The sequence below is a fragment of the Fuscovulum blasticum DSM 2131 genome (assembly GCF_003034965.1).
GTDB classification, from domain to species: domain Bacteria; phylum Pseudomonadota; class Alphaproteobacteria; order Rhodobacterales; family Rhodobacteraceae; genus Pseudogemmobacter; species Pseudogemmobacter blasticus.
In genome coordinates this window covers 157,775-172,072 of the sequence record NZ_PZKE01000002.1, presented here as the reverse complement: position 1 = coordinate 172,072, position 14,298 = coordinate 157,775, and the positions used below count along the sequence as shown (strand labels likewise).

The window sequence follows — 14,298 nt, the reverse complement described above, 5'->3', positions numbered from 1 at the left end:
GGGCAGGCCGGGGAAAAGACGCGGTCTCGTGATGCCGGTTTCAGCGCACGCCCAGCCCGGCGCGCATCATGGTGCGGCGCAGCGGGGCCACCGAATACAGCGTGTCCAGCGCCGCCGCCCGCAGGTCGCGGAAGGTCTGTCCGCCCATCATCGAGGCGCGGTTCAGCGCGTCAATCCCGGCAACCCGCGCCTTCACCTCAAGATGCCGCCGCCGCTGGTAGGTCTCCAGCATCTTCGCCCCGCCCAGACCGGCGCGGTCGGCTTCGGCCAGTTCCAGCAGCACCCGCAGATCGGCCAGTGACATGTTCAGCCCCTGCGCCCCGATCGGCGGCACCACATGCGCCGCCTCGGCCATCAACGCCGTGCGCTCGCCGGTCATGCGGTCGGCGACCTGGCTGATGATCGGCCAGACCGACCGCCGGGTCGCCAGCTTCAGCGGCCCAAGGATCTGGCAAGACCGCACATTCATCTCGGCCTCGAAGTCGCGCTCGGGCAGGGCGGCCAGACGGGTCACTTCCGGCCCGGTCTCCATCCAGACAATGGCCGAGGCCGGCTGGCCATTGCGGTCCGGCAGCGGCACCAGCGTGAACGGCCCGCCCGAACGGTGGATCTCGGTCGAGATGTTGTGATGCGGAATCGGATGCGTCACCGCGAAGGCCAGCGCCTTCTGGCCATAGCGCAGGGTATGAACCCCGATGTCCAGCGCCTGCCGGATGGTGGAATTGCGGCCATCGGCGGCCACCACCAGCCGGGCGGTGACAATGGCGCCGTCCGACAGGGTGACGCGCGCCTCGGCCTCGCGGGTGAACAGCGCGGTGGTGGCGATGCCGGGCCGGAACGAGACGGTCGGCAGGTCCGCCAGCCGGGCCACCATCTCGCGGCGCAGCAGCCAGTTGGGAAAGTTCCAGCCGAAGGGTTCGTCGGAAATGTCGGCGGCGTCGAAATCCTTGACGATGCGCGGTTCCGCCACCGGCCCGCCCGCATCGACGATCCGCATCACCTGCAACGCGGCGGCATGGGGTTCCAGCCGGTCCCACAGGCTGGCGGCCTGCAACACCGCGCGGGACGGGTGCAGGAAGGCCGTGGTCCGCAGATCGGCGCCTTCGGCATCGCCATCGGTCACCGGCGGGGTCGGGTCAACACAGATGACCGAGAAACCGGCCGATCCGAAGGCGGCGGCGGCGGCAAGTCCGGCGGGGCCGCCGCCGGAAATCAGGATGTCGGTGGATTCGCGGGTCATGTGGGCCTCCGCATCCAAACTAGGGGCTGGGGGGCGCAGGCGCCAGTGCGCAGTTCGGCGGCAGGCGGCGCGCCCGGCGCCGTCAGGGCAGGGTGATCCAGATCAGCAGGACGAAGATCACCGGAACCAGCGTCACCGCCGTCAGCGTCAGCGCGACAAGGCCCCAGGTCTGCACCGCCAGCACCAGCGCAAGCAGCACGATCGGAACCGCCCAAAGCACGGTTTCCGCCGCCGCATCGGTCTCGCTGTGCTTCGAGGCCCCATGGGCAGGCCGGGCGGGGGCGGACAGGGCGGCGCGGGGCAGGTCAAGGTCGGCGGCAAGGGTCATCGGGAATCCTCTCTTTGATGAATCCCAGATATCCAATTTGGCCGCCACGAAAAGTGACGTTTTGCCGCAGTGCGGCAGAATCCTGCCGCAACGTCGCGTCGCCGCATGGCCCGTCCTGCATCTGCCTGCCGTTTCAGCGGGTCAGGCGGCGCAGGAAGGCGGTCAGGTCGGCGGTATGGTGCTGGATATGCGGCGCGGGTGCGGCCTCCGGGGCCACATGCACCGTGCGCAGGCCCATGTCATGCGGCACGGCCAGATTGCGCGGATCGTCCTCGAACATGGCGGCGCGGGTCGGCGCCAGCGCGTCGCGGGCAAACACCGTCTCGAACGCCTCGCGCCGGGGCTTGGGGTGATAGCCCGCATGTTCAACGCCATAGACAGCGTGGAACAGCCCGCCATCCAGCCCGCGCGCCGCCAGAACCTTGTGGGCATAGGGCGTATCGGCATTGGTAAAGACAATGCGCCGGCCGGGCAGGGCGGCAATGGCGGCGGCAAGGTCCGGGTCGGGCGTCAGCGGCGAAAAGTCGATGTCATGCACATCGGCCAGATACTCGCCCGGTTCGATGGCATGTTCATGCATCAGCCCCGCCAGCGTGGTGCCGTAAAGCGCCCAGTAATGCTGGCGCAGATGGTCGGCCCGGTCCCGGCTGACATTCAGGCGGGTCATCACCCAGTCGGTCATCCGCTGCTCGATCTGGTCGAACAGCCGCATCTGCGGCGGATACAGGGTGTTGTCGAGGTCGAACACCCAAGTGTCGACATGGGAAAAATCTGTTTGGGGCATGGCGGCGTTCTAGGCCGGTGCTGCGGCTTTGGGAAGGGTTGATTGGCCCCGGCCCGGGGTCTAGGGTGCGGGATGCAATGCAGCAGAGGGCCGGAAAGCCGTGCAGAAAGACGCCTATACGCTGATCCTTGAGGCGATCGAGGCCGGGACTTACAAGCCGGGCGACCGGCTGGTCGAAAGCGAACTGGCCGAACGGCTGGGCGTCAGCCGCACCCCCGTGCGCGAGGCGCTGCAACGGCTGGAAACGCAGGCGATGCTGACGCGCGACGGCCGCAGCCTGATCGTGGCCACGCTGGACCACAACCAGTTGGCCGAACTTTACGCCGTGCGGACCGAGCTTGAAGGGCTAGCCGCCCGGCTTGCGGCCCGCCACGCGACCGAGGAAGAGATCCGCGTGCTGCAAAGCATGGCGGCCGATGACCGCGCGCTGGTGGGCGGCGATCCGCGCGAACTCAGCCGCGCGAACAAGCGGTTCCACAAGCTCATTCATCTGGCCAGCCACAACAGGTTTCTGGTGCAGCAACTGGATCTTGTGCATCGGTCGATGGCGCTGATGGCGACCACCTCCTTCGCGGCCGAAGGACGCGATGAGGTGGCGCTGCACGAGCATGAGGAAATCGTTGCGGCCATTGCGGCGGGGGATGGCGAAGCGGCCTATCAGGCGCTGAAGACCCATATCAGCCGCGCCTTCGAAACCCGCCTCCGGGTCGAGGCGGGCGAGTTGCGGCTGCGCTGACCGCGGCTTACTCTGCCGGATCGGCCCCGCTGTCGTAAAGGCCGTGATGCGTCTTGTCCCAGTAGAAGGGGCGGCGCAGAGTTTCCCACAGCCCCTTGTAGGCGGCAAAGGCCGCCAGCGGGAAATAGGCCTGCAGCGTGAAGGCCCAAAGCGGGGAAACCCGGTGCCCGCTGCGGCGCAGCGCGATGATGCCAAGGCTGATGTTCACCGCCTCGGCCAGCAGGAACAGCGTGACCAGCGCGCCCAGCGTGGCGGGCGACAGCGCCGCCGCCAGCGGATGCGGCAACCCAAGCGCCATGATCCAGAACGACCACAGCAGCGGCGCCAGCAGCGATTGCAGGATACTGCCCAGGAACATCACCTGGAATCCGAAGAACCGGCGCGGCCCGATCTGCCGCCACAACAGACGCGGCGCCCGCATATGCACGGCCCATGTCACCATATAGCCCTTGATCCAGCGCGACCGCTGCCGGACCCAGGGCAGAACCCGACAATTCGCCTCTTCCCCTGTGACGGTCTCGATCACCTCGGTCCGATAGCCGTGCCGGGCCAGACGGATGCCCAGATCGGCGTCCTCGGTCACGTTATGGGCGTCCCAGCCGCCCAGGTCTTCCAGAACCTGCCGGCGGAAGAACAGCGTCGTTCCCCCCAGTGGCACCACAAGGCCCATGCGGGCGATGCCGGGCAGCATCAGCCGGAACCAGCCTGCATATTCGATGGTAAAGCAGCGCGACATCCAGTTGGTGCGCGGGTTGTAGTAATCCAGCATCCCCTGCAAGCAGGCCACTTCGGGGCCACGGCTGTGGAACCGCTCCACCACCTTGCGGATCTGGTCGGGGTCGGGGGCATCTTCGGCGTCATAGATGCCGATCAGGCTGCCCCGGCAATGATCCAGCGCGATGTTCAGCGCGCGCGGCTTGGTGCGAACCTGCCCGTCGGGCATCACGATGACGCGCATCCACGGCGGCAGGTCGGCCGCCGCCAGCGCGTCGCGGGTCAGGGTATCGTCCGCCTCGACCGCCAGCAGCACATCCAGCCTGTCGCGCGGATACTCCAGCCGCGACAGGCGGCGGACAAGGCGCGGGGCAATGTCCGCCTCGCGATACAGCGCCACGATGATCGAGACGGTAGGCAGGCGCAGCAGCGTGGCGGCGGCGGGTTCGGGCGGCGGGGCGCGCAACGCGGCCACGGCGGCGGCCAGTTTCAGCGCGGTGGACAGGATCAGCGCCCCCACCGCCACCGCAAGCAGCCCTTGCAGCAGCATCAGCGGCGCGGCCCACAGCACCGCCAGTATCAGGCCCAGACCGGCCGCCAGCCAGGGCATCGCCAGACCGCTGCCCCAGGTGCGGCAGCTTTCAGCGGCGTCAACGCGGGTTTCGGCAATCTGCGCCAGCCTCGCGCCGCGGCGGGCGTGCAGCGCCGCCTCGATCTGCGCAACCGGGGCCAGTGCCATCAGCACCGGGCCAAGCCGCCGCTCCAGCAGCGGGCGAAGCCGGGTGAATGTGTCGGGGCGCGAGGTGACGACCACGGTCGCCGCCCCCGCGCGCCGCCAGGGCAGCAGGCCGTGGCGCAGGCAAAGCTGCACCCCCAGCCGGTCGATCAGGGCCGGGTCGGGCAGCGGGGCGCAGGGATTGACCCGCGTCGTGCCGAAATGCCGGGCGGCGGCGTCCAACAGCCGGTCTTCCGCCACGCGGACATCGGCCCCGGTGGCAAGGTCTGCCGGCGCCAGCAGGCCCCGGCGTACCAGCCGCAGGGGCAGGGCCGCCGCCTTGTTTTCGGCGGACGGAGGGGCCTGTTGCAAGGGATCGGGAACATGCACCGCAACGCACCGTCTTGACCGGACGGCGCAGCATCGCGAGCCATCGTTAACGCTTGGTTAACAACAGATTAACAGCCGCCCCGCCGCCTGTCGTCGCGCTCAGGCGGCGCGGCGGGCCTGCATGGCGGCGGCAAAGCGTTCGAACAGGTAATAGCTGTCCTGCGGGCCGGGGCTGGCCTCGGGGTGATACTGCACGCTGAACACCGGGCGGTCGGTCATGGCGATGCCGCAGTTGGTGCCGTCGAACAGGCTGACATGGGTTTCCATCACGCCCTTGGGCAGGGTGTCGGCATCCACGGTGAAGCCATGGTTCATCGAGGTGATTTCCACCTTGCCCGTGGTCAGATCCTTCACCGGATGGTTCGCACCATGGTGACCGTGGTTCATCTTGCGGGTCTTGGCGCCAAGCGCCAGCGCCAGCATCTGGTGGCCCAGGCAGATGCCGAACAGCGGCAGGTCGGCCTTCAGCACGCCCTGGATCATCGGCACCGCATATTCGCCCGTCGCCGCCGGGTCGCCGGGGCCGTTCGACAGGAACACGCCGTCCGGCTTGTGCGCCAGCACCTCGTCGGCGGTGGCGGTGGCGGGCAGCACGGTCACATCGCAGCCCGCGCTGGCCAGGCAGCGCAGGATGTTGCGCTTGGCGCCGTAATCCACGGCAACCACCTTGAACCCCGGCCCGCTGCGCCGGGTATAGCCTTCGGGCCAGGCCCAGCGTTGTTCATCCCAGGTGTAGGACTGGGCGCAGGTCACATCCTTGGCCAGATCCAGGCCGACCAGCCCTTTCCAGGCCCGCGCCTTGGCCACCAGCTTCTCGATGTCGAACTTGCCCGCCTGATCATGCGCCAGCGCCACATGCGGGGCGCCCTGCTGCCGGATGGCGCGGGTCAGGCGGCGGGTGTCCACGCCACCAATGCCGATGCGGCCAACCTTCGTCAGCCAGGCGGTCAGCTCGCCCGTGGAACGCCAGTTCGACGGTTCGGTCGGGTCCCATTTCACCACCAGCCCGGCCGCGGCGGGGGCGGCGGTCTCGTCATCTTCGGGCGTCACGCCGGTATTGCCGATATGCGGGAAGGTGAAGGTCACCACCTGCCCCGCATAGGACGGGTCCGTCATGATTTCCTGATAGCCGGTCATCGCCGTGTTGAAGACCAGCTCGGCCACCGTCTCGCCCACGGCGCCGAAACCCTGCCCGTAGAAAAGCGTGCCGTCGGCAAGCGCAAGGCAGGCGGTGGCATTCTGCGGCGCAGGCATGGGCTGAGTCTCCGGAATGTGGCGAATTGGCGCGAACCTAAAGGGGGGGCGGGGCGGGGTCAACCCTTTGCCGGAAAAGGATTTCCTTTTCAGAACAACGGCTTGGTTCCGGGTCGCCGTGTTGCGCCGGACGCGCGCATCCGGTAATCTGTCGGCCAGTCAACAAAAGGGATGCAGCCAGATGTCTTTGCGGGACCGTCTTCAGACGGCGTTGAAGGACGCGATGAAGCAGCGAGAGGCCGACCGCCTGTCCACGCTGCGGCTGATCAATGCGGCGATCAAGGACCGCGACATCGCCAGCCGCGGCGAAGGCGGTGAGGGCATGGTGTCCGATCCCGAGATCGTGGCTCTGATGGGCAAGATGGTGAAGCAGCGCCAGGAATCGGCCCGCGCCTATGAAGAGGGCGGGCGGCTGGAACTGGCCGAGAAGGAACTGGCGGAAATCGTGGTGATCCAGGAATACCTGCCGCGCCAGATGTCGCCCGAGGAAGTGTCCGTCGCGATCGAGGCCGCCATGGCCGAGACCGGCGCCGCCAGCATCCGCGATGTCGGCAAGGTGATGGCGCTGCTCAAGGCGAAACACGCCGGCCAGATGGATTTCGGCGCCGTCGGGGCGCTGGTCAAGGCGCGGTTTGGCTAAGGCCCGTATCGCCGCCTTCGCCGTCAGGGCGGGGGCAGGGACATGACCTGGGTCCTTTTTCCCCTTGCTGCGCTGGCCGAGATCGGCGGCTGTTTCGCGCTCTGGGCCGTGGTGCGGCTGGGTGCGTCGCCGCTTTGGGCCGTGCCGGGGGCGCTGCTTCTGCTGGCCTTCGGTCTGGTCCTGACACAGGCGCCGGCCGATGCCGCCGGGCGCGCCTATGCCGCCTATGGCGGGGTCTATGTCGCGGCCTCGATCCTGTGGCTCTGGCTGGTCGAGGGGCGCTTGCCTGACCGCTGGGATCTGATCGGCGGCGCGGTTTGCCTGCTGGGGGCGGCCATCATCCTGTTCGGCCCGCGCGGCGCGGCGGGCTAACGCAGGGCCGCCAGCCGGGCCCGCAGCTCGCCCGCCAGCGCGGCGCGCTCGCCTTCGGTCAGGAAGGCGCCCAGTTCCACGTCGCGATTCGCGCCCCGCAGCGTCAGATACTGCGGCACCGGGCCGCCGGTCGGGTGCAGGTCAACCCGCACCCAATGCGGGTTCGCCTGCCAGTCCTGCCGGCGGCCATGCGGCCCGTGGCGCGACAGGCTGATCTGTTCGGGGGCCAGCGTCAGCACTTCAAGAATGTCACGGTCGCGACCGTTCTTGCGCAGCGCGGCCCAGATCGCCCAAAGCGCACCCCCCAGAAACGGCAGCAGCGCCCAAAGCACCTGGCTGCCGATCACCGCCGCCAGCGGCACGGCGATCAGTATCGCGGTCAGCCCGATGAACCAGACGAATCCGCGCTGCCCCAGTGACCGATGCGGCCACAGGTGCAGGCGCTGGGTTTCCTCGGCGGGCGGATGCCATTCATAGGGCATGGTCTGGCGGCACCGTTAGTTCAGGGCGGGCTTACCCAAAGCAAAAGGCCCCGGGGTTTCCCCCGGGGCCTTGCCCGCGTGCCTGAGGGCGCTCAGTGCGCGGGCGAACGGTCCCAGTCCTCACGCTTCGGCAGTTGCTCGAAGGTATGCTCCGGCGGCGGAGAGGGCAGGGTCCATTCCAGGCTGTCGGCGTATTCGTTCCAGTAGTTGTTCTGGGTCACGCGCTTGCCGGCGAACAGCGTGTAGAACACGATCCCCAGGAACAGCAGGAACGAAGCGAACGAGATCATCGCGCCGATCGACGACAGATAGTTCCAGTAGGCAAAGGCATCGGGATAGTCGATGTAGCGGCGCGGCATGCCCTGACGGCCCAGGAAGTGCTGCGGGAAGAACGTCAGGTTCGACCCGATGAACATCAGGAAGAAGTGCAGCTTGCCCGCCCATTCCGGGTACTGGCGGCCCGACATCTTGCCGATCCAGTAGTAGATGCCCGCGAAGATGCCATAGACCGCGCCAAGGCTCATCACATAGTGGAAGTGGGCCACGACGTAATAGGTGTCGTGATACACGCGGTCCACGGGGGCCTGGCTCAGCACGATGCCGGTCACGCCGCCCACGGTGAACAGGAACAGGAAGCCGAAGGCGAACAGCATCGGCGTCTTGAACTCGACCGAACCGCCCCACATCGTTGCGATCCACGAGAAGACCTTGATGCCGGTGGGCACCGCGATGACCATCGTCGCCAGCATGAAGTAGGACTGCTGGGTCAGCGACATGCCCACGGTGTACATGTGGTGCGCCCAGACCACGAAGCCCAGAACACCGATCCCGACCATGGCATAGACCATCGGCAGATAGCCGAAGATCGGCTTCTTCGCGAAGGTCGCGATGACATGGCTGATGATGCCGAAGGCGGGGATGACGATGATATACACTTCCGGGTGGCCGAAGAACCACAGGATGTGCTGGTACAGGATCGGGTCGCCGCCGAACTCGGGCTTGAAGAAGGCGGTGTCGAAGTTGCGGTCGGTGATCAGCATGGTGATCGCGCCGGCCAGCACGGGCAGCGACAGCAGGATCAGCCAGGCGGTGACGAAGATCGACCAGGGGAACAGCGGCACCTTGTGCATGGTCATGCCGGGGGCACGCATGTTCAGGAAGGTGGTGATGATGTTGATCGCACCCAGGATCGACGACGCGCCCGACAGGTGAACCGCGAACAGCGCCAGATCAAGCGAGAAGCCGTCTTCGCGATTCGACAGCGGCGGGTACAGAACCCAGCCAACCCCCGACCCGGCCTGACCATTGCCGCCCGGCGCCAGCACCGAAGCAATCGCCAGCGCGGTGCCCGCGACATACAGCCAGTAGGACAGGTTGTTCATCCGCGGGAAGGCCATGTCCGGCGCCCCGATCATCAGCGGCATGAAGTAGTTGCCGAAGCCGCCGAACAGGGCGGGGATCACCACGAAGAACATCATCAGGATGCCGTGCGCCGTGACGATCACGTTCCACAGGTGTCCGTTCGGGGTGCACTGGTCCACGGTGGTAGGAAGAAGGTGTGTACCTTCCATGCACATGTACTGCACGCCGGGGTGCATCAGTTCCATACGCATGTAGACGGTGAAGGCGACCGAAATCAGCCCCACCAGACCGGCGGTGAAAAGATAGAGGACACCAATGTCCTTGTGGTTCGTCGACATGAACCAGCGCACAAAGAAGCTGCGCTTGTGATGATCATGCCCATGCATGGCGGCGTCGGCCATCGGGTCCTCCGTTGCGTAATCCCGTACAGGCCGTTGGTTGGTTCCACGGCCCGGTTCCCTTGAACCTGTTCTAGCTGCGGTGCGGGCGACAGGCAATGAAATTGATATAGATCAAATTCTTGATTTTCGGCCGGTGGTTCCGGCAACGAAAAACGCGGCCGGTGTGACCGGCCGCGTCGGGAAAAGGCTCAGGAAACGGGGGCTTGTCAGCCGCCGACCGAAGCGAGATAGGCCGCCACATCGGCGCCGCCCGCCGTCAGTTTGAACGACATCTTGGACTTGGCGCTTTCGTCACCCGAAACCTGCTTCAGCCAGGCAGCCGGGTCCGCGACATAAGCCGCGATCGAGGCTTCGTCCCACGAGGCGCCGGTCGCGCCCGCCGCAAGGATGCCGTCGCCATAGCGGAAATCAGGGTCCGAGGCGACCCGGCGACCGACCACGCCATAAAGGTTGGGGCCGGTCTTGCCGCCCTTCTGGATCTCGGTCCCGTCGGGCGCGATGATCGAATGGCAGGCCTTGCACTTCTTGAATTCGGCCTCGCCGGCGGCCGGATCGCCCGCCAGGGCGGGGGCCGCGGCAAGAGCGGCGAAGGTGGCGGCCAGGAAGGTGAACTTGGTCATGTCGTCCTCATCGTATGCGGTGCGGAACGCTCGGCACCTTGGCTGCAACATGGGGCAGGGGGCGGTTGATATGCAATAGCAAGCCCATAGCTTTGGCCTGTTATCTGGCGTCACATCCCGCAGGCGGGGGCGGAATCGAACGCGGCGGGGAAGGTTTTCAGCAAGGCGGCGTCCAGATCGGCCAGCGTCACGGGCAGGCCCAGATCGACCAGGCTGGTAACGCCATGGTCGCGGATTCCGCAGGGCACGATGCCCGAGAAATGCGACAGATCGGGTTCGACATTGATCGAAATGCCGTGGAAGCTGACCCAACGGCGGATCTTGATGCCGATGGCCGCGATCTTGTCTTCCGCCGGGCTGCAGTCGGGGTTGGCCGGGCGGTCGGGCCGCACCACCCAGACGCCGACACGGCCGGGGCGAATCTCGCCTGTCACATTGAACTCGGCCAGGGCGGCAATCACCCAGCGTTCCAGCGCCCGCACAAAGCAGCGCACATCGCCGCCACGGGCGCGCACGTCCAGCATTGTATAGACAATGCGCTGGCCCGGCCCGTGATAGGTGTACTGGCCGCCGCGTCCGGTGCGGATCACGGGAAACCGGCCCGGATCAACCAGATCGGCGTCGCGCGCCGAGGTGCCGGCGGTGTAAAGCGGCGGGTGTTCCAGCAGCCAGATCGCCTCATCCGCCTCGCCACGCGCGATGGCTTCGGCCCGCGCCTCCATGGCGGCAAGGGTGGGTTCATAGGGCGCCAGACCCGGAAGATGCGTCCATTCGACCAAAATCAGCGGTCCTTTTGCTGTGGCATCCGGGATTCCGGCCTTTTCAGATGCCCGCGTCATGCTAGCATCACAGGCAATTTCCCAGACCGCATTTGTTGGAGTGATGCAATGAAGACCAGGGCTTTTGCAACCAGTGCCGCAACCAGTTTTCTTGTCGCCTCATTGTCCTTCGCGCCGGTCTCGCCGCTGGTGGCGCCGGCGCGCGCCGATACCGGCGATGTTGTGGCCGGGCTGATCGTGGGCGGCATCATCGGCGCCGCCATCAATGAAGGGTCGAAGAAGAAGGCCGCGCCCGGCAGCAAGACCAAGGTGAAGGCGAAATCCACCAAGTCGGCCATTTCGCCGGAACAGAAGGCCGCCAATATCGAGGTGCAGCAGGCGCTGAACTTCTTTGGCTGGCCGGTCGGCACCGCCGACGGGGCGCTTGGCAAGAAAAGCCGCTCGGCCATCTCTGAATATCAGGCGTTTCTGGGCCACCCCGGCACAGGGGAGCTGACGCAAGAGGAACGCACGATCCTGGTGACCGCGCATGTGCGGGCCAATGCCGGCGGCGCGGCCATCACCGAGATCGTGTCGGGCAGCGTCTATGGGGTGCGCGGGGTGATTCTGGCGCAGCGCGACGACATGAAGGCCGCTGGCCCGGTTGTTGCCGCGATGCCAGGGGCAGGGGCTGCGGTTGGCGCGGCGGCGGCCGGGGCAATCGTGCCCGATGCGCCGGCCGTGGCGGCACCCGCGCCCGCAGCGCCGATCCAGGCCGCCGCTGAGCCGATACCCGCCGCGCCGGTTGAAGTAGCCCCGACCGCGCCGGCGCTGCCGTCGTTCATGGACCCGAATGGCGGCAAGGGCGCGTTGTCGGCTGTCTGCAATGCGGTCAGCCTCAGCACCGGGCAGAACGGCGGCTATGTCACCGCCGCCACCATGACCGATGCCCACGGCGCGCTGGCGGAACAGTTCTGCCTGACGCGCGCGGCGGCCATCAGCAATGGCGATGCGCTGGCCTCCAAAGTGGCGGGCTTCACGCCCGACCAGATTTCCCAGCAATGCGCCGGTTTCGGCCCGGTGCTGAAGGATCAGGTCGCCGCCCTGTCGCTGCGCCCGGCTGATGAGGTTCTGGCCGGGGTCGAGGCGTTCATCCTGAATTCCGGCATGTCGCCGGCGCAACTGTCGGGCACGGCCAAGGTCTGCCTTGGTGTGGGCTACAAGACCGACCAGATGGATGTGGCCATCGGCTCGGCGCTGATGCTGACCGCGATGGGCGAGACCGGCTATGCCGAATTGCTGGGCCACCATCTGGCGCAGGGGTTTGGCGCCACGCAGCGCCCCGATCTGGCGATGGGCTGGTATGAGGTGGCACTGGGCGCGATGGAGGGCGGGACGGATGTCTTTGCCCCCGGCATGGCCGGGCGCGAGGATCTGATCCGCAAGGCCTCTTACACGCTGGCCGGGCGCGCCTCGGATCTGGTCCCGCAGCCCAAGGTGGAAGAGGCCGCGCTTCCGGCATTTTCGGTAACGCCAGAGGTGGCGGAACCGGCGGCAACCGATGTGGCGGCCGAGGTTCCGCCTGCGGTGCCGGTGGCGGCCGCAGTTGCGGTGGCCCCGGTGGCCGACCCGGCCCCGGCTGCGGTGCCCGCGCCCGTGGCGGCGCCGGTGGTCGCGGAAGCTGCCCCCGTGCCCGCCGATCCGGCCGCGCCGGTGAACCCGAATCCGCAGGTGATGAAGGTTGGATCGGATGTGGTGATGGGCCTTGCCCGCGCGCCGATGATGATCTTCGCGGTGGGCTTCTGACCGGCGCGTGCTTGCCCGGAAGGGGCATGAAAATGCCCCTTTCCTTCCCGGGCAACTGCCGCTAAATACGCGCCACCTGTGCCAGGGCGGAGTGCGGATGTGGCGGAATTGGTAGACGCGCAGCGTTGAGGTCGCTGTTCCTTAACCGGAGTGAAAGTTCGAGTCTTTTCATCCGCACCACGCCCCGGCCAGGTGAACCCCCGAAGACCTGACGACAGGCAACCGGCCCGGACGGGCAACACCCTCCCAAATTGATGACAACCTGCAGGCCGCGCCGATTCGGCGCGAACGCCATTTTGCCGGCGCAACTTGCTGCGTCGCGGCATGTCCTGATCCGTGCAGCGTAAAGTTGTGTTTGGAATGGTTGTTTTGGGTGGCCGCCCCCGTTGCCGGCCTTGTCCAGAATACGACTGTTCTGCTTGCGGATTCGGCGTCGTTGCTGACCATTTGATCAACGATCAGGGCAGGGCCAGCCTAAGCGTTACTTCGGCGTTGCATATGGCCGGGCCATTTGCTTACGTTCAAAGCAACAAGAGCGCAGGGTCGCCTGCCGATGCATCAGGGAGACATGGGTGGCGGTAGAAACCCGGAGCGACGCCTATGTCGCATTCGAACACGTCCAGAAAAGCTATGACGGCGTGACGCTGGTCGTCAAAGACCTGAACCTGAATATCGCCAAGGGCGAGTTTCTGACAATGCTGGGGCCGTCGGGCAGTGGGAAAACCACCTGTCTGATGATGCTGGCCGGGTTCGAGACCGCAACGCATGGCGAGATCCGGCTGGACGGGGCGCCGATCAACTCGGTTCCGCCGCACAAGCGCGGGATCGGCATGGTGTTCCAGAACTATGCGCTGTTCCCGCATATGACGGTGGGGGAAAACCTTGCCTTCCCGCTTGAGGTGCGCGGGCTGGGCAAATCCGAGCGCGAGGCCAAGATCAAGCGGGCGCTGGACATGGTGCAGATGGGCGCCTTTGCCAACCGCCGTCCGGCGCAGCTTTCGGGCGGCCAGCAGCAGCGGATCGCACTGGCGCGCGCGCTGGTCTTCGACCCGGCGCTGGTGCTGATGGACGAACCGCTGGGGGCGCTGGACAAGCAGTTGCGCGAACACATGCAGTTCGAGATCAAGCACCTGCACGAAAGCCTTGGCATCACCGTGGTCTATGTCACCCACGACCAGGGCGAGGCGCTGACCATGTCGGACCGGGTGGCGGTGTTCAACGATGGCCGCATCCAGCAGCTTGCCCCGCCGGCCGATCTGTACGAACGCCCGGAAAACAGCTTCGTCGCCCAGTTCATCGGCGAAAACAACAAGCTGCCGGGCACCATCGAGGAACTGTCGGGCGACAAGGCGCTGGTGCGGCTGGCCACGGGTGAGCTGATCGACGCAACCCCCGTCAACATCAAGGAAAAGGGCCAGAAGACGCTGGTCTCGATCCGGCCCGAGCGGGTGGAGTTCAAGCCCGAGATGATGCCTGCCGGTGCCCATACGCTGGACGCCGAGGTGGTCGAGGTCATCTATATGGGCGACATCCTTCGCGCTGTCCTCAAGGTCGCCGGGACCGAGGATTTCGTGATGAAGATGCGCAACACGCTGGGGCAGACCCGACTGGTTCCCGGCCAGAAGATCAAGGTGGGCTGGCATCCGCAGGATGCCCGCGCCCTCGACCCTTGATGCCTGCCGCCGGTCATGGCGGC

Annotated in this window: 14 protein-coding genes and 1 tRNA gene; 6 read left to right on the top strand and 9 right to left on the bottom strand. The window is 66.6% G+C overall.

All coding sequences use genetic code 11. The annotated features are described in order from the left end of the window. Positions 1–40 precede the first annotated feature (40 nt). From C5F44_RS02990 to C5F44_RS02980, 3 genes are all read right to left on the bottom strand, one after another. Entirely contained in the window at positions 41–1,240 is a 1,200-nt protein-coding gene (locus C5F44_RS02990; RefSeq protein ID WP_107672024.1) for a UbiH/UbiF family hydroxylase, read from the bottom strand. A gap of 82 nt (positions 1,241–1,322) precedes the next feature. Next, complete coding sequence (locus C5F44_RS02985; protein WP_107672023.1) at positions 1,323–1,568, bottom strand: hypothetical protein; 246 nt, start codon at positions 1,566–1,568, stop codon at positions 1,323–1,325. 133 nt (positions 1,569–1,701) lie between these two features. Beyond that, complete coding sequence (locus C5F44_RS02980) at positions 1,702–2,352, bottom strand: pyrimidine 5'-nucleotidase (RefSeq protein ID WP_107672022.1); 651 nt, start codon at positions 2,350–2,352, stop codon at positions 1,702–1,704. A gap of 100 nt (positions 2,353–2,452) precedes the next feature. On the opposite strand from C5F44_RS02980, the gene C5F44_RS02975 reads away from it, so the two are divergent. After that, positions 2,453–3,088, top strand: coding sequence for a GntR family transcriptional regulator (locus C5F44_RS02975; RefSeq protein ID WP_107672021.1), 636 nt, complete (start codon positions 2,453–2,455; stop codon positions 3,086–3,088). Positions 3,089–3,095: 7 nt separating this feature from the next. Here the strand turns inward: C5F44_RS02975 and C5F44_RS02970 are convergent, their stop codons facing one another. Both C5F44_RS02970 and carA read right to left on the bottom strand, forming a co-directional pair. Further along, positions 3,096–4,889 (bottom strand): glycosyltransferase, encoded by a 1,794-nt coding sequence (locus tag C5F44_RS02970; RefSeq protein ID WP_107672171.1) that lies wholly within the window; start codon positions 4,887–4,889, stop codon positions 3,096–3,098. 117 nt (positions 4,890–5,006) lie between these two features. Continuing rightward, on the bottom strand, positions 5,007–6,161 hold the full coding sequence (carA, locus tag C5F44_RS02965; protein ID WP_107672020.1) for a glutamine-hydrolyzing carbamoyl-phosphate synthase small subunit: 1,155 nt from the start codon (positions 6,159–6,161) through the stop codon (positions 5,007–5,009). 181 nt (positions 6,162–6,342) lie between these two features. Here carA and C5F44_RS02960 point away from each other — a divergent pair, with 181 nt between their 5' ends. Then, positions 6,343–6,801, top strand: coding sequence for a GatB/YqeY domain-containing protein (locus tag C5F44_RS02960; RefSeq protein WP_107672019.1), 459 nt, complete (start codon positions 6,343–6,345; stop codon positions 6,799–6,801). A gap of 42 nt (positions 6,802–6,843) precedes the next feature. Then, positions 6,844–7,173 carry a YnfA family protein gene (locus C5F44_RS02955; RefSeq protein WP_107672018.1) on the top strand — a complete coding sequence of 110 codons (330 nt, stop codon included), beginning with the start codon at positions 6,844–6,846 and terminating at the stop codon, positions 7,171–7,173. On the opposite strand, the gene C5F44_RS02950 is transcribed toward C5F44_RS02955, so the two are convergent. The 4 genes from C5F44_RS02950 to lipB form a co-directional block, all read right to left on the bottom strand. Continuing rightward, entirely contained in the window at positions 7,170–7,655 is a 486-nt protein-coding gene (locus tag C5F44_RS02950; protein ID WP_107672017.1) for a DUF2244 domain-containing protein, read from the bottom strand. The two genes, C5F44_RS02955 and C5F44_RS02950, sit on opposite strands and share 4 nt — an antisense overlap. A gap of 92 nt (positions 7,656–7,747) precedes the next feature. Next, on the bottom strand, positions 7,748–9,418 hold the full coding sequence (ctaD, locus tag C5F44_RS02945) for a cytochrome c oxidase subunit I (protein WP_107672016.1): 1,671 nt from the start codon (positions 9,416–9,418) through the stop codon (positions 7,748–7,750). A gap of 206 nt (positions 9,419–9,624) precedes the next feature. Then, positions 9,625–10,038: a c-type cytochrome gene (locus C5F44_RS02940; RefSeq protein ID WP_107672015.1), complete on the bottom strand. Its 414-nt coding sequence runs from the start codon at positions 10,036–10,038 to the stop codon at positions 9,625–9,627. 110 nt (positions 10,039–10,148) lie between these two features. Then, positions 10,149–10,823: a lipoyl(octanoyl) transferase LipB gene (gene lipB, locus C5F44_RS02935; RefSeq protein ID WP_107672170.1), complete on the bottom strand. Its 675-nt coding sequence runs from the start codon at positions 10,821–10,823 to the stop codon at positions 10,149–10,151. 102 nt (positions 10,824–10,925) lie between these two features. On the opposite strand from lipB, the gene C5F44_RS02930 reads away from it, so the two are divergent. The 3 genes from C5F44_RS02930 (at position 10,926) to C5F44_RS02920 (ending at position 14,275) form a co-directional block, all read left to right on the top strand. Continuing rightward, complete coding sequence (locus C5F44_RS02930) at positions 10,926–12,602, top strand: peptidoglycan-binding domain-containing protein (RefSeq protein ID WP_181318167.1); 1,677 nt, start codon at positions 10,926–10,928, stop codon at positions 12,600–12,602. 93 nt (positions 12,603–12,695) lie between these two features. Next, positions 12,696–12,782, top strand: a tRNA-Leu gene (locus C5F44_RS02925). Between the two features lie 392 nt (positions 12,783–13,174). Next, positions 13,175–14,275 carry an ABC transporter ATP-binding protein gene (locus C5F44_RS02920; protein WP_107672013.1) on the top strand — a complete coding sequence of 367 codons (1,101 nt, stop codon included), beginning with the start codon at positions 13,175–13,177 and terminating at the stop codon, positions 14,273–14,275. Positions 14,276–14,298: the final 23 nt, after the last annotated feature.